This is a genomic window from Bradyrhizobium sp. USDA 3240, from assembly GCF_054063295.1.
The window spans coordinates 129622-148174 of sequence record NZ_JBSSGD010000002.1; the positions used below are offsets into that span (position 1 = coordinate 129622).

The 18553-nt window shown below is 63.9% G+C and carries 23 protein-coding genes and 1 tRNA gene; 8 read left to right on the forward strand and 16 right to left on the reverse strand.

Annotated elements, in window-relative coordinates; all coding sequences use genetic code 11:
- Positions 1 to 3: 3 nt before the first annotated feature.
- The 13 genes from nuoK to ACVIGA_RS01015 all read right to left on the reverse strand — a co-directional run bounded on the left by nuoK (position 4) and on the right by ACVIGA_RS01015 (position 10344).
- On the reverse strand, positions 4 to 312 hold the full coding sequence (gene nuoK, locus ACVIGA_RS00955) for an NADH-quinone oxidoreductase subunit NuoK (RefSeq protein ID WP_027537255.1): 309 nt from the start codon (positions 310 to 312) through the stop codon (positions 4 to 6).
- A complete protein-coding gene (locus ACVIGA_RS00960) occupies positions 309 to 947 on the reverse strand; it encodes an NADH-quinone oxidoreductase subunit J (RefSeq protein ID WP_375774965.1) in 639 nt (212 codons plus the stop codon). Before ACVIGA_RS00960 ends, nuoK begins: the two co-directional genes overlap by 4 nt.
- A 9-nt stretch (positions 948 to 956) precedes the next feature.
- Positions 957 to 1451: an NADH-quinone oxidoreductase subunit NuoI gene (nuoI, locus tag ACVIGA_RS00965; protein WP_097673576.1), complete on the reverse strand. Its 495-nt coding sequence runs from the start codon at positions 1449 to 1451 to the stop codon at positions 957 to 959.
- 7 nt (positions 1452 to 1458) lie between these two features.
- Positions 1459 to 2529, reverse strand: coding sequence for an NADH-quinone oxidoreductase subunit NuoH (gene nuoH / locus ACVIGA_RS00970; RefSeq protein WP_223967244.1), 1071 nt, complete (start codon positions 2527 to 2529; stop codon positions 1459 to 1461).
- Between the two features lie 10 nt (positions 2530 to 2539).
- Positions 2540 to 4615, reverse strand: a complete 2076-nt coding sequence (nuoG, locus tag ACVIGA_RS00975; RefSeq protein WP_456664973.1) for an NADH-quinone oxidoreductase subunit NuoG — start codon at positions 4613 to 4615, stop codon at positions 2540 to 2542.
- Positions 4616 to 4624: 9 nt separating this feature from the next.
- Complete coding sequence (gene nuoF / locus ACVIGA_RS00980; RefSeq protein WP_456664974.1) at positions 4625 to 5950, reverse strand: NADH-quinone oxidoreductase subunit NuoF; 1326 nt, start codon at positions 5948 to 5950, stop codon at positions 4625 to 4627.
- Between the two features lie 19 nt (positions 5951 to 5969).
- Entirely contained in the window at positions 5970 to 6194 is a 225-nt protein-coding gene (locus ACVIGA_RS00985) for a hypothetical protein (RefSeq protein ID WP_456664975.1), read from the reverse strand.
- Positions 6194 to 6805 carry an NADH-quinone oxidoreductase subunit NuoE gene (gene nuoE / locus ACVIGA_RS00990; RefSeq protein WP_163153441.1) on the reverse strand — a complete coding sequence of 204 codons (612 nt, stop codon included), beginning with the start codon at positions 6803 to 6805 and terminating at the stop codon, positions 6194 to 6196. Before nuoE ends, ACVIGA_RS00985 begins: the two co-directional genes overlap by 1 nt.
- Before the next feature lie 41 nt (positions 6806 to 6846).
- A complete protein-coding gene (locus ACVIGA_RS00995; protein ID WP_375782744.1) occupies positions 6847 to 8043 on the reverse strand; it encodes an NADH-quinone oxidoreductase subunit D in 1197 nt (398 codons plus the stop codon).
- Positions 8040 to 8657, reverse strand: coding sequence for an NADH-quinone oxidoreductase subunit C (locus ACVIGA_RS01000; protein WP_223967239.1), 618 nt, complete (start codon positions 8655 to 8657; stop codon positions 8040 to 8042). The genes ACVIGA_RS00995 and ACVIGA_RS01000 overlap by 4 nt, the downstream gene beginning before the upstream one ends.
- Positions 8658 to 8667: 10 nt before the next feature.
- Positions 8668 to 9258 carry a NuoB/complex I 20 kDa subunit family protein gene (locus tag ACVIGA_RS01005; protein WP_163153433.1) on the reverse strand — a complete coding sequence of 197 codons (591 nt, stop codon included), beginning with the start codon at positions 9256 to 9258 and terminating at the stop codon, positions 8668 to 8670.
- Entirely contained in the window at positions 9249 to 9614 is a 366-nt protein-coding gene (locus tag ACVIGA_RS01010) for an NADH-quinone oxidoreductase subunit A (RefSeq protein ID WP_018271860.1), read from the reverse strand. Before ACVIGA_RS01010 ends, ACVIGA_RS01005 begins: the two co-directional genes overlap by 10 nt.
- A 214-nt stretch (positions 9615 to 9828) precedes the next feature.
- Positions 9829 to 10344 carry a MarR family winged helix-turn-helix transcriptional regulator gene (locus ACVIGA_RS01015; protein ID WP_456664976.1) on the reverse strand — a complete coding sequence of 172 codons (516 nt, stop codon included), beginning with the start codon at positions 10342 to 10344 and terminating at the stop codon, positions 9829 to 9831.
- 150 nt (positions 10345 to 10494) lie between these two features.
- On the opposite strand from ACVIGA_RS01015, the gene ACVIGA_RS01020 reads away from it, so the two are divergent.
- Positions 10495 to 11685, forward strand: coding sequence for a Rieske 2Fe-2S domain-containing protein (locus ACVIGA_RS01020; protein WP_456664977.1), 1191 nt, complete (start codon positions 10495 to 10497; stop codon positions 11683 to 11685).
- Between the two features lie 50 nt (positions 11686 to 11735).
- Positions 11736 to 13028 (forward strand): spinster family MFS transporter, encoded by a 1293-nt coding sequence (locus tag ACVIGA_RS01025; protein WP_456664978.1) that lies wholly within the window; start codon positions 11736 to 11738, stop codon positions 13026 to 13028.
- Here ACVIGA_RS01025 and ACVIGA_RS01030 read toward each other — a convergent pair.
- Together ACVIGA_RS01030 and ACVIGA_RS01035 are read right to left on the reverse strand one after the other, a co-directional pair.
- Positions 13025 to 13843 carry an alpha/beta fold hydrolase gene (locus ACVIGA_RS01030; RefSeq protein ID WP_456664979.1) on the reverse strand — a complete coding sequence of 273 codons (819 nt, stop codon included), beginning with the start codon at positions 13841 to 13843 and terminating at the stop codon, positions 13025 to 13027. The genes ACVIGA_RS01025 and ACVIGA_RS01030 overlap by 4 nt on opposite strands.
- A gap of 191 nt (positions 13844 to 14034) precedes the next feature.
- Positions 14035 to 14937, reverse strand: coding sequence for a TRAP transporter substrate-binding protein (locus tag ACVIGA_RS01035; RefSeq protein WP_456664980.1), 903 nt, complete (start codon positions 14935 to 14937; stop codon positions 14035 to 14037).
- A gap of 238 nt (positions 14938 to 15175) precedes the next feature.
- On the opposite strand from ACVIGA_RS01035, the gene ACVIGA_RS01040 reads away from it, so the two are divergent.
- The 6 genes from ACVIGA_RS01040 to ACVIGA_RS01065 all read left to right on the forward strand — a co-directional run bounded on the left by ACVIGA_RS01040 (position 15176) and on the right by ACVIGA_RS01065 (position 18177).
- Positions 15176 to 15379 carry a hypothetical protein gene (locus tag ACVIGA_RS01040; protein WP_021079164.1) on the forward strand — a complete coding sequence of 68 codons (204 nt, stop codon included), beginning with the start codon at positions 15176 to 15178 and terminating at the stop codon, positions 15377 to 15379.
- Between the two features lie 53 nt (positions 15380 to 15432).
- Complete coding sequence (locus tag ACVIGA_RS01045; protein ID WP_456664981.1) at positions 15433 to 15573, forward strand: hypothetical protein; 141 nt, start codon at positions 15433 to 15435, stop codon at positions 15571 to 15573.
- A 98-nt stretch (positions 15574 to 15671) separates the two neighbouring features.
- Positions 15672 to 15872 carry a hypothetical protein gene (locus ACVIGA_RS01050; RefSeq protein ID WP_456664982.1) on the forward strand — a complete coding sequence of 67 codons (201 nt, stop codon included), beginning with the start codon at positions 15672 to 15674 and terminating at the stop codon, positions 15870 to 15872.
- A 39-nt stretch (positions 15873 to 15911) separates the two neighbouring features.
- Complete coding sequence (locus tag ACVIGA_RS01055; protein WP_223967230.1) at positions 15912 to 16079, forward strand: hypothetical protein; 168 nt, start codon at positions 15912 to 15914, stop codon at positions 16077 to 16079.
- Positions 16080 to 16245: 166 nt separating this feature from the next.
- The gene (locus ACVIGA_RS01060; protein ID WP_456664983.1) at positions 16246 to 17547 is read left to right on the forward strand and encodes a hypothetical protein; all 1302 of its coding nucleotides are present in this window, start codon (positions 16246 to 16248) and stop codon (positions 17545 to 17547) included.
- A 444-nt stretch (positions 17548 to 17991) separates the two neighbouring features.
- Positions 17992 to 18177: a hypothetical protein gene (locus ACVIGA_RS01065; RefSeq protein WP_223967228.1), complete on the forward strand. Its 186-nt coding sequence runs from the start codon at positions 17992 to 17994 to the stop codon at positions 18175 to 18177.
- Positions 18178 to 18294: 117 nt separating this feature from the next.
- Here the strand turns inward: ACVIGA_RS01065 and ACVIGA_RS01070 are convergent.
- A tRNA-Asp gene (locus ACVIGA_RS01070) sits at positions 18295 to 18371 on the reverse strand.
- Positions 18372 to 18553 lie beyond the last annotated feature (182 nt).

An 18553-nucleotide genomic window follows, 5' to 3' on the forward strand; every position in this document is an offset into this window, starting at 1 on the left:
GGACTAGCCCTTCATCAGATTGACGTCTTCAACCGCGATCGAACCGCGGTTGCGGAAATACACCACCAGCACGGCGAGGCCGATCGCGGCCTCGGCTGCCGCCACCGTCAACACCAGCAGTGCGAACACCTGGCCGACGATGTCGCCGAGGAAGGTCGAGAACGCCACCAAATTGATGTTGACCGAGAGCAGGATCAGCTCGATCGACATCAGGATGACGATGATGTTCTTGCGGTTGAGGAAGATGCCGAGGATCCCGAGCGTGAACAGGATCGCGCCGACCGCCAGATAGTGCCCTAGCCCGATCGTCATTTCACCCACTCCGCCGCATCGGCATCCTGCAGGCCCTGCCCCGACGCCACCTTGCGCATCGCCATCGCCATTTCCGGCGTGCGCGCGTTCTGCACATTGATGTTCTGCCGCTTGACGTTGGCCTTGTGGCGCAGCGTCAGCACGATGGCGCCGATCATCGCGACCAGCAGCACCATGCCGGCGAGCTGGAAGTAATGGATGTACTTCGTATAGAGCACGAGGCCGAGCGCCTCGGTGTTGCTGATATTGGTCGGGATCGCCGCCGTGATCGTCTTGGTGACCTGCGGGTTGATCACCCAGGCGCCGACGACGAGCAGCAGCTCGAACAGGAAGATGCCGCCAATCACGATGCCGACGGGCAGATACTGGATGAAGCCCTCGCGCAGCTCGACGAAGTCGACGTCGAGCATCATGATCACGAACAGGAACAGCACCGCGACGGCGCCGACATAGACCACGATCAGCATCATCCCGAGGAACTCGGCGCCCATCAGGATGAACAGGCCCGAGGCGTTGACGAACGCCAGGATCAGGTACAGCACGGAGTGCACGGGATTGCGCGAGACAATCACCATGACCGCCGAGGCCACACAGGCCGCAGCGAACAGATAGAAGAACAGCGCCGGAAGGATCATGCCCTCACCTCACCGGTACGGCGCGTCGAGCGCGATCGACTTCGCAATCTCGCGCTCCCAGCGGTCGCCATTGGCGAGCAGCTTCGCCTTGTCATAGTAGAGTTCCTCGCGGGTCTCGGTCGCGAATTCGAAATTCGGTCCCTCGACGATGGCGTCTACCGGGCATGCCTCCTGGCACAGCCCGCAATAGATGCACTTCACCATGTCGATGTCGTAGCGCACCGTGCGGCGGGTGCCGTCGTTGCGGCGCGGGCCGGCCTCGATCGTGATCGCCTGCGCCGGGCAGATCGCCTCGCACAGCTTGCAGGCGATGCAACGCTCCTCGCCATTCGGATAGCGGCGCAGCGCGTGCTCGCCGCGGAAGCGCGGCGAGATCGGCCCCTTCTCGAAGGGATAATTCAGCGTCGGCTTCGGCTTGAAGAAATAGCGCATGGCGAGAACGAACGCCGAGACGAATTCCGAGAGCAGAAGCGAGCGGGCTGTTGCGTTGACGTTGACACTCATGACGACCTCACTTCGGCGCGATGCCGGCGAATTGCAGCACACCGGCCACGATCACCACCATCGCCAGCGACAGCGGCAGGAACACCTTCCAGCCGAGCCGCATCAGTTGATCGTAGCGGTAGCGCGGCACGATCGCCTTCGCCATCGCGAACATGAAGAACATGAAGAACACCTTCAGGGCGAACCAGACGATGCCCGGAATCCAGGTGAACGGCGGCAGGTTGACCGGCGGCAGCCAGCCGCCCAGGAACAGGATCGACGCCAGCGCGCACATCGTGGTGATCGCGACATACTCGCCGAGCATGAACAAGAGATACGGCGTCGAGCCGTATTCGGTCATGAAGCCGGCGACCAGTTCGGATTCCGCTTCGACCAGGTCGAACGGCGGACGGTTGGTTTCCGCCAGCGCCGAGACGTAGAACACCACGAACATCGGGAACAGCGGCCACACATACCAGTTCAGGATGGTGAGCTGCGGCAGGCCGATCAGGTGCGCGAGCCCGCGGCTATTCTGGGCCTCGACCACCGCCGACAAGTTGAGCGAGCCGACGCAGAGCAGCACGGTGATGATGACGAAGCCGATCGAGACCTCGTAGGACACCATCTGCGCCGCCGAGCGCAGCGCGGCCAGGAACGGATATTTCGAGTTCGACGACCAGCCGGCCATGATGACGCCGTAGATCGACAGCGACGAGATCGCGAAGATGTAGAGAATGCCGACATTAATGTCGGAGATCACCCAGCCGAGATTGAACGGGATCACGGCCCAGGCGGCCAGCGCCAGGATACACGAGACAAGCGGCGCCAGCAGGAACACGCCCTTGTTGGAGCCGGACGGAATCACCGGCTCCTTCAGCACGAACTTCAGCAGGTCGGCGAAGGATTGCAGCAATCCGAACGGGCCGACCACGTTGGGCCCGCGGCGGATCTGCACCGCCGCCCAGATCTTGCGGTCGGCGAGCAGGATGTAGGCAATCGCGATCAGCAGCACGACGAGCAGCAACAGGCTTTCCGCGACCATGATGATCAGCGGCCAGAGGAAGCCGGTCCAGAACGCGCTTGCGAAGAATTCAGCCATCAGGTCACGCTCACTCCGCTGCCGTCAGCATTCGGCCCGACGCCAGCCGCGAGCATTCCGCCATCACGGCAGAGGCCCGCGCAATCGGGTTGGTCAGATAGAAATCCTCGATGGTCGGCTTGAATGCCGCCTTGTCGATGCTGCCGCCCTTGCCGGCCAGCGCCTTGACGTCATCAGCCTTGCCGGCCTCGATCTGGTCGAGCCGCATCAGATGCGGAGCGGTCTTGAACATCGCCTGGCGCAGCGCCTGCAGCGAGTCGAACGGCAGCTTCTTGCCGAGCACGTCGGACAGCGCGCGGATGATCGCCCAGTCCTCGCGGGCTTCACCCGGCGGGAACGCGGCACGGTTGGCGATCTGCGCCCGGCCCTCGGTGTTGACGAAGATGCCGGACTTCTCGGTATAGGCGGCGCCCGGCAGGATCACGTCGGCGCGGTGCGCGCCCTTGTCGCCATGGGTGCCGATATAAACGACGAAGGTGCCATCCGGCGCCTTGATCTCATCGGCGCCGAGCAGGAACAGCACGTCGAGCGTGCCGAAGGTCGTCATCTGCGCCGTGGTCAGGCCACCGCCTACCGGCGAGAAACCGATATCGAGCGCGCCCGCGCGCGAGGCGGTGTCCTGCAGCACGGCAAAGCCGTTCCAGCCGTCCTTCAGCGCACCGACATCGACGGCGAGCTTGGCAGCCTGCGCCAGCACCGCCGCGCCGTCATGCCTGGTGTAGGCGCCGGCGCCGACCAGGATGATCGGGTTCTTGGCGTTCTTCAGCACGTCGGCAAACGAGTGCTTGCCCGCCACGAGGTCGGCGAGCGTGTCGGTGCCCGCACCGAGATATTCGTGGTCGTAAGTGAAATCGGCCTTGGCGCCGATCATGCCGACCTTGAGCCCGCCGGTGCGCCAGCGCTTGCGGATCCGAGCGTTCAGCACCGCGGCTTCCTTGCGCGGGTGCGAGCCGATGATCAGGATCGCGTCGGCCTGGTCGATGCCGGCAATGGTCGGGTTGAAGATGTAGGAGCCGCGGCCAGCCTTGGCGTCGAACGCGTCGCCGCCCTGCACCGCCAGATTGACCGAGCCGAACTTCGCGAGCAGTTCCTTCAGCGCATACATTTCGTCAACGGCGGCGAGATCGCCGGCGATCGCACCGATCCGCTTGCCGTCGATGCGGCCGGCCTTGGCGGCGATGGCAGCAAAGGCTTCCTGCCAGGTCGCAGGCTTGAGCTGACCGTTCTCGCGCACATAGGGACGGTCGAGGCGCTGCGTGCGCAGGCCGTCGACGACGTGGCGGGTCTTGTCGGAGATCCACTCCTCGTTCACGGCCTCATTGATGCGCGGCAGGATGCGCATCACCTCGCGGCCGCGGGTGTCGACGCGGATCGCTGAGCCGACACCGTCCATGACGTCGACCGACTGCGTCTTGCCGAGCTCCCAGGGGCGCGCCGCGAAGGCATACGGCTTCGAGGTCAGCGCGCCGACCGGGCAGATATCGACGAGGTTGCCCTGCAGCTCCGAGCTCAGCGCCTGCTCCAGGTAGGTGGTGATCTCCATGTCCTCGCCGCGCCCGGTCGCGCCCATTTCCGGCGCGCCGCAGACTTCGGCGGAGAAGCGGACGCAGCGCGTGCACTGGATGCAGCGGTTCATCGAGGTCTTGACCAGCGCGCCGAGATACTTGTCCTCGACCGCGCGCTTGTTCTCGGCGAAACGGCTGGTGTCGACGCCGTAACCCATCGCCTGATCCTGCAAGTCGCACTCGCCGCCCTGGTCGCAGATCGGGCAGTCGAGCGGATGGTTGATCAGCAGGAATTCCATCACGCCTTCGCGCGCCTTCTTGACCATCGGCGAACGGGTCGAGATCTCCGGCGGCTCACCCTTCGGGCCCGGACGGCAGTCGCGCACGGCCCAGGCGCAGCTTGCGACCGGCTTTGGGCCGCCCTTCACCTCGACCAGGCACATCCGGCAATTGCCGGCGATCGACAGCCGCTCGTGATAGCAGAAGCGCGGAATCTCGGCGCCGGCCGCCTCGCACGCCTGCAACAGCGTGTACTCCGGCGGCACATCGATCTCTTTGCCATCGACGATGATCTTGCTCATGTCTCTTCTCTACTCCGCCGCGACCATATGGACGGGATCACGAACGCCCTGATCGTCGAGATCGGCCTTGTGCGAATACTGATCGATGCGCTCTTCAATCTCGTGACGGAAATGCGCAATCAGACCCTGGATCGGCCACGCTGCTGCGTCGCCGAGCGCGCAGATGGTGTGGCCTTCGACCTGCTTGGTGACCTCGAGCAGCATGTCGATCTCGCGCTTGTGGGCGCGGCCGTCTGCCATGCGGGTCAGGACGCGCCACATCCAGCCGGTGCCCTCGCGGCACGGCGTGCACTGGCCGCAGCTCTCATGCTTGTAGAAATAGGAGATGCGCGCGATCGCCCGGATCAGGTCGGTCGACTTGTCCATCACGATCACGGCCGCGGTGCCGAGGCCCGAGCGCAGTTTGCTCAGGCTGTCGAAATCCATCGGCGTGTCGATGATCTGGTCGGCCGGCACCATGCGCACCGACGAGCCGCCGGGGATCACAGCCTTCAGATTGTGCCAGCCGCCGCGAATGCCGCCGCAATGCTTCTCGATCAGCTCGCGGAACGGGATCCCCATCGCCTCTTCGACGTTGCAGGGCCGCTCGACGTGACCGGAAATGCAGAACAGCTTGGTGCCGACATTGTTCGGACGGCCGATGGCGGCGAACCAGGCGGCGCCGCGGCGCAGGATGTCGGGCGCAACCGCAATCGACTCGACGTTGTTGACGGTGGTCGGGCAGCCATAGAGGCCGACATTGGCCGGGAACGGCGGCTTCAGCCGCGGCTGGCCCTTCTTGCCCTCGAGGCTTTCGAGCAGCGCGGTTTCCTCGCCGCAGATATAGGCGCCGGCGCCGTGTGCGACATAGATGTCGAACGGCCAGCCGTTGATGTTGTCCTTGCCGACCAGCTTGGCCTCATAGGCCTGGTCGATCGCCGCCTGCAGCCGCTCGCGCTCGCGAATGAACTCGCCGCGGATATAGATGTAGCAGGCATTCGCTCCCATCGCGAAGCTCGCGAGCAGGCAGCCTTCGACCAGGAGATGCGGGTCGTGCCGCATGATCTCGCGGTCCTTGCAGGTGCCGGGCTCGGACTCGTCGGCGTTGACGACGAGATAGCTCGGACGGCCGTCCTTGGATTCCTTGGGCATGAAAGACCACTTCATGCCGGTCGGGAAGCCCGCACCGCCGCGGCCGCGCAGGCCCGACGCCTTCATCTCATTGATGATCCAGTCGCGGCCCTTGTCGATGATCCCCTTGGTGCCATCCCAAGCGCCTCTGCGGCGCGCGCCCTCGAGGCCCCAATCATGGAGGCCGTAGAGGTTCTTGAAGATGCGGTCCTTGTCGTCGAGCATGCTCAAAACTTTCCGAACATCACCGATTGGCTTGGGAGTAAGCGAGCCCGGCGGCACAGCCGCCGAACACGATGGCCCACAACAGGCTGGATTCCAGCGTCGCGCTCAGGCCGTAACGTTGCAGCAGGAACATGAAGCCGGCCGCGACGGCGGTATGCAGGGCGATCGTGCGCCAGGCCTTCATCGCAGCGCCCCTCTCCGCCTTGTTTTCCTGCCCGCTTGCCAGCACCTGAAAGCCTCGCATCAGGTGGTTTCCTTCAGCGTCGTCGGCCCGCCTGCGGGCGCCGAGAACTGGCGGTCGGTCTGCGGGCCCGGCTTCGGCGGATTGCCGGCGGCAAAGCCGTCGAGCACCTTGCCGAAGCTTTCCTTGGTCAGGTCCTCATAGGTGTCCTTCCAGATCAGCACCATCGGCGCGTTCACGCAGGCGCCGAGACACTCGACCTCTTCCCAGGAGAAGTTGCCGTCCTTCGACAGCTGGAACGGATCGTGATGGATGCGATGCTGGCACACCTCGATCAGATCGGCGGCGCCGCGCAGCCGGCACGGCGTGGTGCCGCAGACCTGCACATGCGCCTTCTTGCCGACCGGCGAGAGCTGGAACATGGTGTAGAAGGTCGCGATCTCCAGCATGCGGATATGCGGCATCTCGAGCAGGTCGGCGACGGCGCGGATCGCCGCTTCCGAGACCCAGCCGTCATGCTGCTCCTGCACGCGCCACAGAATCGCGATCGCAGCCGAGGCCTGACGGCCCGGCGGATACTTCTCGATCTGCTTCTTGGCCCAGGCGAGATTCTCGTCCGTGAACGTGAAGCTCGCGGGCTGCAATTCCTTCGGGGCAAGGCGGCGGACGGACATCGATCAAACTCTCATTGCGGGCGGTGCGGATGCGGACATCATCACCGGTCGACCTCGCCGAACACGATGTCCAGCGAGCCAAGGATGGCGGAAACGTCGGCCAGCAGATGGCCCTTGCAGATGTGATCCATCGCCTGCAGATGGGCGAAACCCGGCGCGCGGATCTTGCACTTGTAGGGCTTGTTGGTGCCGTCGGCGACGAGATAGACGCCGAACTCGCCCTTCGGCGCCTCGACCGCGGCGTAGACCTCGCCGGCCGGCACGTGCACGCCTTCGGTGTAGAGCTTGAAGTGATGGATCAGCGCTTCCATCGAGCGCTTCATGTCACCACGGCGCGGCGGCGCGATCTTGTTGTCCTCGACCACGACCGGGCCCTGCCCGTCCGCCGCCTTCAGCTTCTGGATGCACTGCTTCATGATGCGCACCGACTGACGCATCTCTTCCATGCGGATCAAATAGCGGTCGTAGCAGTCGCCGTTCTTGCCGATCGGAATGTCGAAATCCATCTCGGCGTAGCACTCGTAAGGCTGCGACTTGCGCAGGTCCCAGGCCGCGCCCGAGCCGCGTACCATCACGCCGGAGAAGCCCCACTCCCAGGCTTCCTTCAGCGGTACCACGCCGATGTCGACGTTGCGCTGTTTGAAGATGCGGTTGCCGGTGAGCAGCGTATCGAGGTCGTCGACCACCTTGAGGAACGGATCGCACCACGCCTCGATATCGTCGATCAGCTTCGGTGGCAGATCCTGGTGCACACCGCCGACGCGGAAGAACGCCGCGTGCATGCGCGAGCCCGAGGCGCGCTCATAGAACACCATCAGCTTCTCGCGCTCTTCAAAACCCCACAGCGGCGGGGTCAGCGCGCCGACGTCCATCGCCTGCGTGGTGACGTTGAGCAGATGGGAAAGAATGCGGCCGATCTCGCAGTACAGCACGCGGATGAGCTGGCCGCGACGCGGCACCGTGATGCCGAGCAGCTTCTCCGCCGCGAGGCAGAACGCGTGCTCCTGGTTCATCGGCGCGACGTAGTCGAGCCGGTCGAAATACGGAATCGCCTGCAGATAGGTCTTGTGCTCGATCAGCTTCTCGGTGCCGCGGTGAAGCAGGCCGATATGCGGATCGACGCGCTCGACGACTTCGCCGTCGAGCTCCAGCACGAGGCGAAGCACGCCGTGCGCCGCCGGATGCTGCGGGCCGAAATTGATCGTGAAGTTACGAAGATCTTGCGGTTGCTCGTTCATGGCTTCGGCTCCGCCTTGGCCTTCTCGTCACCGGGCAGCGGATAGTCCGCGCCTTCCCAGGGCGAGAGGAAATCGAACTTGCGGAATTCCTGGTTGAGCCGGACCGGCTCATACAGCACCCGCTTCTCCTGATCGTCGTAGCGAACCTCGACGAAGCCGGTGAGCGGGAAATCCTTGCGCAGCGGATGGCCGTCGAAGCCGTAATCCGTCAGCAGGCGGCGCATATCCGGATGCCCGACGAAGATTACGCCGTAGAGATCGTAGGTCTCGCGCTCGAACCAGTCGGCGCCGGGGAAGACACCGATGATCGACGGCACCTGCGTGGTCTCGTCGGCCTGGCCGCGCACCCGGATGCGCGTGTTCAGCGTCGGCGACAGCAAATGGTAGACGACATCGAAGCGCTTCTCGCGGCTCGGATAGTCGACCGCGGTCACGTCGGTGAAGTTGACGAAGCGGCAGTTCGGATCGTCACGCAGAAAACTGACGACGTCCACGATTCTGCCAATCTCGACGTCAATAGTGAGTTGATTAAACGCGACCGAGTGCGCCGTGGCGGCGCCCGGAAGCGCGCTCACGATCGTCTGCCCAAGGGCGTCGAGCTTGCCGTCGTCCATGCCTGAAACCTTAGCGTTCGATAGTGCCGATACGGCGGATCTTCTTCTGCAGCAGCAGCACGCCGTAGAGCAGCGCCTCCGCCGTGGGCGGGCAGCCCGGCACGTAGATGTCGATCGGCACGATGCGGTCGCAACCACGCACCACCGAGTAGGAATAGTGGTAGTAGCCGCCGCCGTTGGCGCAGGAGCCCATCGAGATGACGTAGCGCGGCTCCGGCATCTGGTCGTAGACCTTGCGCAGCGCGGGCGCCATCTTGTTGGTCAGGGTGCCCGCAACGATCATCACGTCGGACTGCCGCGGCGAAGCACGCGGCGCAAAGCCGAAGCGCTCGACGTCGTAGCGCGGCATCGAGACCTGCATCATCTCGACCGCGCAGCAGGCGAGACCGAAGGTCATCCACATCAGGGAGCCGGTACGCGCCCAGGTGATGAGGTCATCGGCCGCGGCGACGAAGAAGCCCTTGTCGGACAGCTCGTGATTGACCTCGAGGAAAAACGGATCATTGGCGCCGACCGGCTTGCCGGTCGACGGATCGAGAATGCCTCTCGGAGCTTGCGCTATCGCCGGCTGCGAGGTTGCGGCGGTGGGGCTCAATCCCATTCGAGCGCGCCTTTCTTCCATTCATACGCGAACCCGACCGTCAGCACGGCCAGGAACACCATCATCGACCAGAAACCGGTCGCGCCCAGCTTTCCGAACGCCACGGCCCAGGGGAACAGGAACGCCACTTCGAGATCGAAGATGATGAAGAGGATCGCCACCAGATAGAAGCGGACGTCGAACTTCATGCGGGCGTCATCAAAAGCGTTGAATCCGCATTCATAGGCGGACAACTTTTCCGGATCCGGCGACTGGAACGCGACCAGGAACGGCGCGATCAGGAGCGCCAGCCCGATCAGGCTCGCTACCCCGATAAAGACCACAAGTGGGAGATAATTCTGCAGGATGCCGGTCATCGGCGAGGCCTTCTTGCTGCGGTTTCGGACGTCCCGCAGATTCGTTGATTGGAATTGTTCTTGAGGCTTTAGCGCAGCGCAACAGGGGGCGCAAGACAAGCAATTTTGACGCTTTTACCGTCCCTCCCGCGGGCTCTTTGCCGCATCAGGCGGAAGCGCTTGCCACAACGGGGAAGGCCGCGGGCGCCGTCCGGTGCCCTGCGCTTTCCCCATATCAGCCCAGCTCCCGTTCGGCGGCGAGCATCTCGGCCGCGGTCAGCGTCAGGCGGTCGATATGTCCGAGCAGCAGCTCAAGATCCTGCGGACCAAGTTGTTCCAGCAAGCGCCGGTTTCGCTCCTGCGCGCCGGCCACAATGGCGTCATGGGCGGCAAGCCCGGCTTTGGTGAGGGAGACAAGTGTTTCCCGATTGTCACGCGGGTTGGCGGCCTTGGCGACCAGTTTGCGCGCAACGAGCTCGGCGAGCGCCCGGCTGATCTGCCCCTTGTCCATGCCGACGGCTTCGGTAAGCCGCACCACGCTCATCGGCGGCCGCCGGCCGAGCGAGGCAACCAGGCCGAACTCGACCGACGACAGACCTGTCAGGCGCTTGTAGCGCAGCAACGCACCGCGCCTGAGCAGATTCGCCAGCACCATCAGTCGCGACGACATCATCGCGGTGATCGGCGCCAGCTCGGCGTCAACCATCGCCTCCGGCGGCAAGGCCCTCGCAGTCCTGAACTTCTCGGTCATCGCCAACCTCTGCCAACAAAGCTGATCGCTGCCAAGCTAATCGAGATCGTTGACATTGTCATCGATATATCGTTGACTTCGTCAACAACGTTGACTGCCATCAACGACACAGCGACCGTCGACGAGAATCCGGCGGCGGGAGGAAACAGCATGACGATGACCCAGCTCGACCGCGATTTCGGCACGGCCTATGCGATGAAGCCGTCCACTACCCGGACCGAGCTCACCTCGGTCGTCCGCGGCACACCGATGGGCGAGCTGTTGCGCCGCTACTGGCACCCGATCGGCCTTTCCAGCGACGCCACCGATATCCCCAGAAAAGTCCGTGCGCTCGGTGAGGACCTGATCCTGTTCCGCGACCGGCACGGCCGGGTCGGCCTGCTGCATGCGCGCTGCTGCCATCGCGGCACCACACTCTATTACGGCAAGGTCGAGGAAGACGGCATCCGCTGCTGCTACCACGGCTGGAAGTTCGACACCGAGGGCCGCTGCCTCGAACAGCCCTGCGAGCCCGAAGGCGGCCTGTTCAAGGACAAGGTGCGCCAGCCCTGGTATCCGGTGCAGGAACGCTACGGCCTGATCTTCGCCTATATGGGCCCGGCGGATAAGCAGCCGGTGCTGCCGCGCTACGAGTGCCTGGACAATATGGACGACGGCGAGTTCGTCGAGGCCGACGATTCCTCGATCGGCGGCGGCGGGCCTGCCGTGATCCCCTGCAACTGGCTGCAGCATTTCGAGAATGTCGCCGACCCCTATCACGTGCCGGTGCTGCACGGCTCGTTTTCGGGGCCGCAATTCACGACCATGATGGCCTCGATGCCCGAGGTGAAGTTCGAGATGTCGCCGCGCGGCGTCGCGGTGCGCTCGATCCGCAGGCAGGACGACGGCAAGGTGTTCTATCGCGTCACCGAGGCCGCCCTGCCCACGCTCCGCGTCGTGCCCAACCCGCGGGTCGCGCAATTCGCCCGCGTCGAATCGATCGGTTGGACCCTGCCGATCGACGACACCTCGTTCCGCATCTATGTCGCCGGCCGGGTCAAGAACGCGGGCGATATCGGCCGGATGCGCTCGAAGTTCAACGGCAAGTTCTGGTGGGACATGACGGAGCAGGAGCACCAGCAATTCCCCGGCGACTACGAGGCGCAGGTCGGCCAGGGGCCGGTGACGGTTCATTCGGAAGAGCATTTCGGCCAGAGCGACCGCGGCGTCCTGATGATCCGCCGGATGCTCTCTGACCAGCTCGAGGCCATAGCCGCCGGCCGCGACCCGATCGGCGTGTCGTTCGATGCCGATGCCGGGCCGGTGGAATTCGAGGCAGGGAATTACATCCGCGAGGGGTAAGGCCCGCGCGCAAGGCAAACAAGAAAAGACAAAAATCGGGGGAGGAAGTCATGGTCGATGTCGCACCGCAGGCGGCTGCAGCCACACAGGCGGCTGCCGCGCCCTCCGCGCGCCGCTATTACGTGCTCGGCCTGCTCACGATCATCTACGCCCTCAACTTCCTCGACCGCACGATCTTCAACGTGCTGATCGAGCCCATCAAGAAGGAGTTCGCGCTCAGCGACACCACGATGGGCCTGCTCGCCGGGTTCGGCTTCGTGCTGTTCTACTCGTTGCTCGGCATTCCCATCGCGCGGATGGCGGATCGCCTCAACCGCCGCAACATCGTCGCGGCAGCCTTCGCGTTCTGGAGTGCGATGACCTATCTCTGCGGCATGGCCTCTAGCGTCGCGACGCTGGCACTGGCGCGGGTCGGGGTCGGCATCGGAGAGTCGGCGGGCACGCCGGCCTCGCAATCGATGATCGCCGATCTGTTCGACAAGAACGAGCGTCCGCGCGCGCTCGGCATCTACGCGATCGGCACCTATCTCGGCGTCTTCCTCGGCTATTTCATCGGCGGCTATGTCAATCAGCACTATGGCTGGCGGATGGCCTTCTTCACCGCGGGCCTGCCCGGCATCGCGCTCGCCGCGGTGCTGTGGCTGACGATCTCCGAGCCGAGGCGCGGTGCGATGGCCGAGACCTTCAAGGCCGAGCCGATCGGGCCGACGCTGGGCTTCCTGATCGCGCAGCCGAGCTTCCTCATCGTGCTGGTCGGCTTTTGCCTCACAACCTACACCAACTACGCCACCGCGGTGTGGATCCCGCCGTTCCTGGCGCGCATCCATCACCTCACCAGCGCCGAGATCGGCACCTATGCCGGCACCTTCAAGGGCCTCGCCGGCATGGTGGGCACGTTGATCGGCGGCCTCGTGGTGGCGCAGATCGGCCGCCGCGACGACCGCTGGAAGCTGTGGGCGCCCGCGATCATGTCCGGACTCGCCGGTCCGGTGTTCGCGCTGTGCATGCTGACGCAAAGCTTCACGCTGATGGTCGCGATGCTGGCTCTGACCTCGTTCATGGTCGGCTTCCATCTCGGCCCGATCTTCGCGATCGCCCAGACGGTCGCAAAGCCCAGCATGCGCGCGCTGGCCTCGGCGATCGTGCTGCTCACCGCGACCTGTTTCGGCCAGGGCGTCGGCCCCCTCGCCGTCGGCATGATCAACGACGCCCTGAAGGGCGCGTACGGCACGGATGCGGTTCGCTACTCGCTGCTGTCGGCAGCGGTCACGACGACACTCGGCGCGCTGCTGTTCGTCTGGGCAGCGCGCTGGATTCGATCGGACATCGTGCGCGCCAGCTAAGCGTCCATGAAGGCCAGCAAGTCGGCCATCAGGCGCGCGCGGTGCGTCAGCGGCAGAGCGTGCGGCGCGCCTTCATAGACCGCGAGCTTGCTTCCCTTGATCAGCGCCGCCGTCTTCGCGCCTGTCAGTTCGAGCGGCGCGCTGGCATCCTTGTCGCCGTGCACGATCAGGGTCGGGCGGTCGATCCTCTTGGCTGCGGCGCGCAGATCGGCGAACGAGATGGTCATGCGGCAGGCCAGCGCCACCGGCAGCGGCACGCTCAGCATCATCTCCCTGATCCAGGCCCGCGTGGCATCTGGCGTGTCGGGCATGAAGAACGGCGCCTCGTTCTCGCCCATCCATTTCGGGAAGTCCTGCGCGATCGCGGCATTCTGGGCCTCGACCATCGCCCTCGGCACCGCGACCGGATTGTCGTCGGTCTGGACGATGAACGGCGTGGTCGGCGCCACCAGGACCAGCCGCGCGATGCGCTCCGCACCGTGACGCGCCAGATAGTTCACCGCCTCGATCGATCCCATCGAATGCGCGACGATCGTGACATCGTGCAGATCGTGCTGCTCGATCACGGCAGCGACATCGTCGGTCAGCGTGTCGAGATCGTATCCCGTCATCGGCATGTCGGAACGGCCATGACCGCGCCGGTCAGGCGCAACGCAGCGAAAGCCCTTGGCGTTCAGTGCCACGATCTGGCTGCCCCAGACGCCGGAATTGAATGTCCATGCGGCAAGCAGCAGCACCGGCTTACCCGAGCCCCAATTCTGCACAAACAGTTTTGTGCCGTCGCTTGCGGTCGCATAGAGCGGTTTGCTGACCATGATGGAAGTCCCTTTGCAGATCGATCGGCAACATCGCCGCCGATGCACCGACCATCGCAAAGGGAGATCGCGCGCGCGATTACGTGTCAGGTAATCACGCGCGTGATGTCAGGCTGCGCTCACGTCAGCTTGCCGGTGTATTTCTCCAGCGCCGCCCAGGCGTCCGCGCCATAGGTCTTTTGCCACTGCGTTTAGAAGCCGGCTTTCACCAACGCGGCCCTGAACTGCACCGGATCGGGCTTGTTGAAAGTCATGCCCTTCTCGGTCAGCTCGGCCTGCAACGAGCGGTCCATCTCGACCAGATCGGCGCGCTCCTTCACCGCCGCCGCGTCGAATGCCGCATTGATCAGTTCGAGCAGCTCGGGCGGCAGACCCGCCATCGCGCGGCGGTTGCCGAGGATCCAGTAGCCGCTCCAGCAATGGTTCGACAGCGCGCAGTATTTCTGCACCTCGTACAACTTTCCGGTCGAGACCTGCGCCAGCGGATTCTCCTGCCCTTCGACGATGTGGGTCTGCAGCGCCGAATAGAGCTCGCTGTAGGAGATGCTCGACGGCAATGCGCCCAGTCCTGAGAACAGTGAGGTCAGCAATGCCGTCACCGGCACGCGAATCTTGAAGCCCTTGAGATCGTCGACGCTGTTGAGCTGCCGGCTCGACGACGAGGTGATCTGGCGGAAGCCGTTGTCCCAGACCTTCTTCAGCGGCACGACGCCGGTCCTGGCGATCGCATCGCGGACGATGTCGCCGACGCCGCCGTCCATCGCCGCCCAGACCTGGTCGTAGGACTGGAAGGCGAAGCCGATGCTGGGCAGGCCCGACAGCGGCACCAGCGTCGACAGCGTCATACTGGGCGCGGCCAACAGCTCGATCCCGCCGGCGCGGACCTGCGAGAGCATCTCCGGATCGCCGCCGAGCTGGCTGTTGGCAAACACCGTGATGTTGACCCGGCCCGACGACTGCGCCCCGACCGCCTTCGCCGCCTCGACCAAACGGATTGTTAGCGGATGGGTTTCCGGAGTGTTGACGCCGAGCTTGAAGTCGAACTCGGCAGCGGCAAGAGACGGCTTACCAAACATCGCCGCGGCAAGTGCCACGGAGCCAGTTCCCAGCACCCGCCGTCGGGTCATATTCCTTGTTTTCATTATTGTTTTTCTCCCAAGCGCCGTCCGCGCCCGCGGCCAGTTTCAGCCCTCTCTTTCTGTGACGCAAGGCACGGTGAAACCAATCCGCCTGTGGCACGAAACCATTTCCGGGAACTCACGAAACGATCCGGAAACAGATGGCGCTTACCAGTAGCTGCCATAGACGGCGCATAGACGCCCGGAGGCGACCATGAACCACTCGATCCATTCAGCCGATCGCGCGACCCATCTCAAGATTGTGGTGGTTGCGCTCGTTGCGGCCATCGGGGTTGCGGCTTTCGGCATTTCGGCCCGAAATAATGCGGATTTCACCCAGACCGCCCAGACTAACCAGGTCATCAAGGCCGGTAAGCCTGTCGCGATCACCTCCTCGGGCACCTCGACGGTCCGCTAAGACGGTGTTGAGGCGTCGGCAAACAAGGCGGCCGCCTTCGGGCGGCTTTTTTGTTGGTCCTGATCGTCTCGCGCTTCGATCAAGACAATGTGGCCTTCGCCAGCGTCGGCTACGGCGATTGCAGGACCACCGAGATCGGGTCGCGCGAGATGCATGCGCGGCTTGGCCAACGCGCGGCCGCGGCGAAATCTTAACCGCCTCCTAACGCGGTCATTCGATTGCGATCCGCTCCGCGACCCCCGTTTTAAAAATTGTTCCGTAAGGTGGACGTCAACAGAGGCGCAGGCCCACAATGAATTTGCAGCAGCAAGTAATTTCGACCGGATTCAAGATCATCTGCACGGATTGCGGCAGCCTGGCGATCAAGGTCGCCGATCCCGCGCATGCGTCCGGCGACACCATCATCGAATGCCGCCGCTGCAACGCCGTACGCGGCACGGTGGCGGACCTGCACATCATGGCGCGGCGCGGCCGCGACCTGTTCGAATTCTAACCCCCGGCGCCGCCGATGCTGTCAGACCCGAACGCGACCATGCAGAGCGACATTCCCCTGGACACGGTCTGGTCGATCCTCGAGGCCGCCAACGAATTGGGCGACACCCATACGGTCGATGCCTGCCGCCGCATCATCGACGCGAATTTGCGTGGCGACGCCCCCGGACAATCCGACCTGAACGCGGTCGCCGCATTCTTTGCTTGATCAAGGCAACGCGTCGCGCGTTTGTGAATTCAATGTGGCGCCACGGTGACCGATCGCCCGGCGGAAACATAACAATACGGATCGAGACGCCGCTTAACCTTGCTTGACTTGATTGGCCCAAGGCCGACTTGCTAGCTGTCACACAGCTTTCGAATCGGACGGGCCGATGCAATTGACGCGCGACGACCTGACTGTCGGGGTCACAATCTTCGCCTTCTTCGTCATCAGCACCGCCTCGATGATCGCCTGCGGGCACGCGTTCCCGGCGATGCATGTCTGGCGCTCCGGCATCACTGCCGAGGCCATCCTCGGCACCGCGATGATGGCCTTCTTCATCCCGGCGTTCGTCGCGAGCCGCTTCAGCTTCGGTTATCTGGTGAGCTTCGCGCTGCTGTCAGCGGTGTTCGGCTTCGTCTGGCTCAGCTTCTTCAGCGCGTTCGATTATCCGCATGCCATCGCCCGCTGGGCCATGATCGCCGCGTTGACTACTGCCATGATCCCCCTGATGTTCCAGAACATGCCGGTGTGGCGGCCCGGCCTGTCTGATGCGGCGATCAAACGCATTGCGCTGCTGCTGCTGGCGTCGTCCTTCGTCGTGCTGGTCGCCGACATCTCGTACGGCGCCAATCTCGGCAATCCCTATGGCGCAGCGCGCAACGCCGTCACGCGGCCGGCGCTGTTGAACTATCTCACTGGAATCATCATCGGCGCGGTGCTGCCCTATCTGTTCGCGCATTTTGCGTCGCGCCGGAAATGGATGCAGGCCGCCTGCGTGTTGCTGTTTGCGCTTTGCTTCTATCCGGTGGTCAACAACAAGACCGTGCTGCTGCTGCCGATCTGGCTGCCGTTTCTGTTCTGGCTGTTCGGCCGGTTCAACCCGCGGCTGGCCACGGTGCTCGCATTTCTGATTCCGATGATCATCGGGCTGACGGCGTTCGCCATGCTCGGCGCCGACCGCGACTACGTCGTGTTCAGCGCCATCAATCTGCGCTTCCTCGCAATCCCGTCGCTCGCCCTTGATCAATATGCTGACTTCTTTGCACACCGCGACCTGACCCGCTTCTGCCAGATATCGATCGTGCGACAGGTGACCGCCTGCCCGTATGGCGAGCTTGGCCCGGCGCTCGGAGCGATCTATCGCGACGGCAATTTCAACGCCTCCTTCCTCGCCACTGAGGGCATCGCGTCGGTTGGTCTTGCGCTCGCCCCGGTTTCGGCACTCGTGTGCGGCCTGATCCTGTCGGTGGGGTCGATGGTCTCGCGGCACCTGTCACCGCGCTTCGTCGCGGTATCGTCAGGCATCGCCGTTCAGGCCATCATGAACGTGCCGCTCACGACAAGCCTGGCCTCGAACGGGATCGCGCTGCTGTTCCTGCTGTGGTGGCTGACGCCCGAATGGCGAACGGAAGCTTCGCATCATCAGCAACAGTCAACGCGGCCCATCGATGCCGTCGGTGTCGCGGCCTGACCGATCGACAGCCGCCACGAAGCAACGCCAATACGATCCTGTGGCGGCCTCACTTCTTCGGAGAACGATGATGCTCTGATACGGAGAGATCCCGTTCACGGCAGGATGTTCGACAACACCATATCCGCGCTCGCGTCGCTTGAATGTCCTGAACTGTCTTCGCCTACTCCGGCAACTTTAGGACCCATCGAAAGCGCCTGAGTTCCGCAAGCCGGTGGAACCGCTGAGGTGGTTTCCGCTCACTGGCTGCGACCGCTGTCGCCGAGGGCGATGCCATGAGAGTAAGGCTGACGTCAGGCTCGCGCGTTACGCTCCGCGCTCGAACCGAGACCTGACGTACGTCCGTTTCTCGCTGGTCTGGGTGGCGATAGTCACTACCGCATGAGCCGATGTGATGTTCGCGTGCGAGGCGAACCAGTTGGCCGGCCTCCAGGAAGCATGTCGATGAAAGTCCGCGAGCTACTTCAACTGCTCCAAGCGCTCCCGGATCAGGACGCAACGGTCGTGATTGGCGAAGGAGCGAAGCCGGAAACCTGGCTGATCGTGTCGGGCGTCGCGGAGTGTCAGATTGCGCGCGTGAATGAGGATCACGCGATTGCCGGGAGCGAACGGGCGATCGAGATCGTCTGAGAGGTGGCGACTATCGGAGCGCGGGAAGCCCGAGCAAAAAGACGTTCAAGGGATCATGACGGCGCTGCGCGCGACACGCCTTAAATCTGGAACCTGGGTCTAAGTGCTTGATAAGACTGGCGCGAGAGACGGGACTCGAACCCGCGGCCTCCGCCGTGACAGGGCGGCGCTCTAACCAACTGAGCTACTCCCGCGGATGCCGATCATCGGATTGATCCGCGCAGAACCGAGGGCATAAAGGCCCGCATCCCGATAGTCAAGCACGTTGCGGAGCCCTGCACAGCGCGGGCATTTTCGCGCTGTGGACGCGAGTTGTCGCCTGTTTTCAGGGGAAACGGCGTAGTCAGCAAAGCCCCGAATCAAATAAGGCCTGATA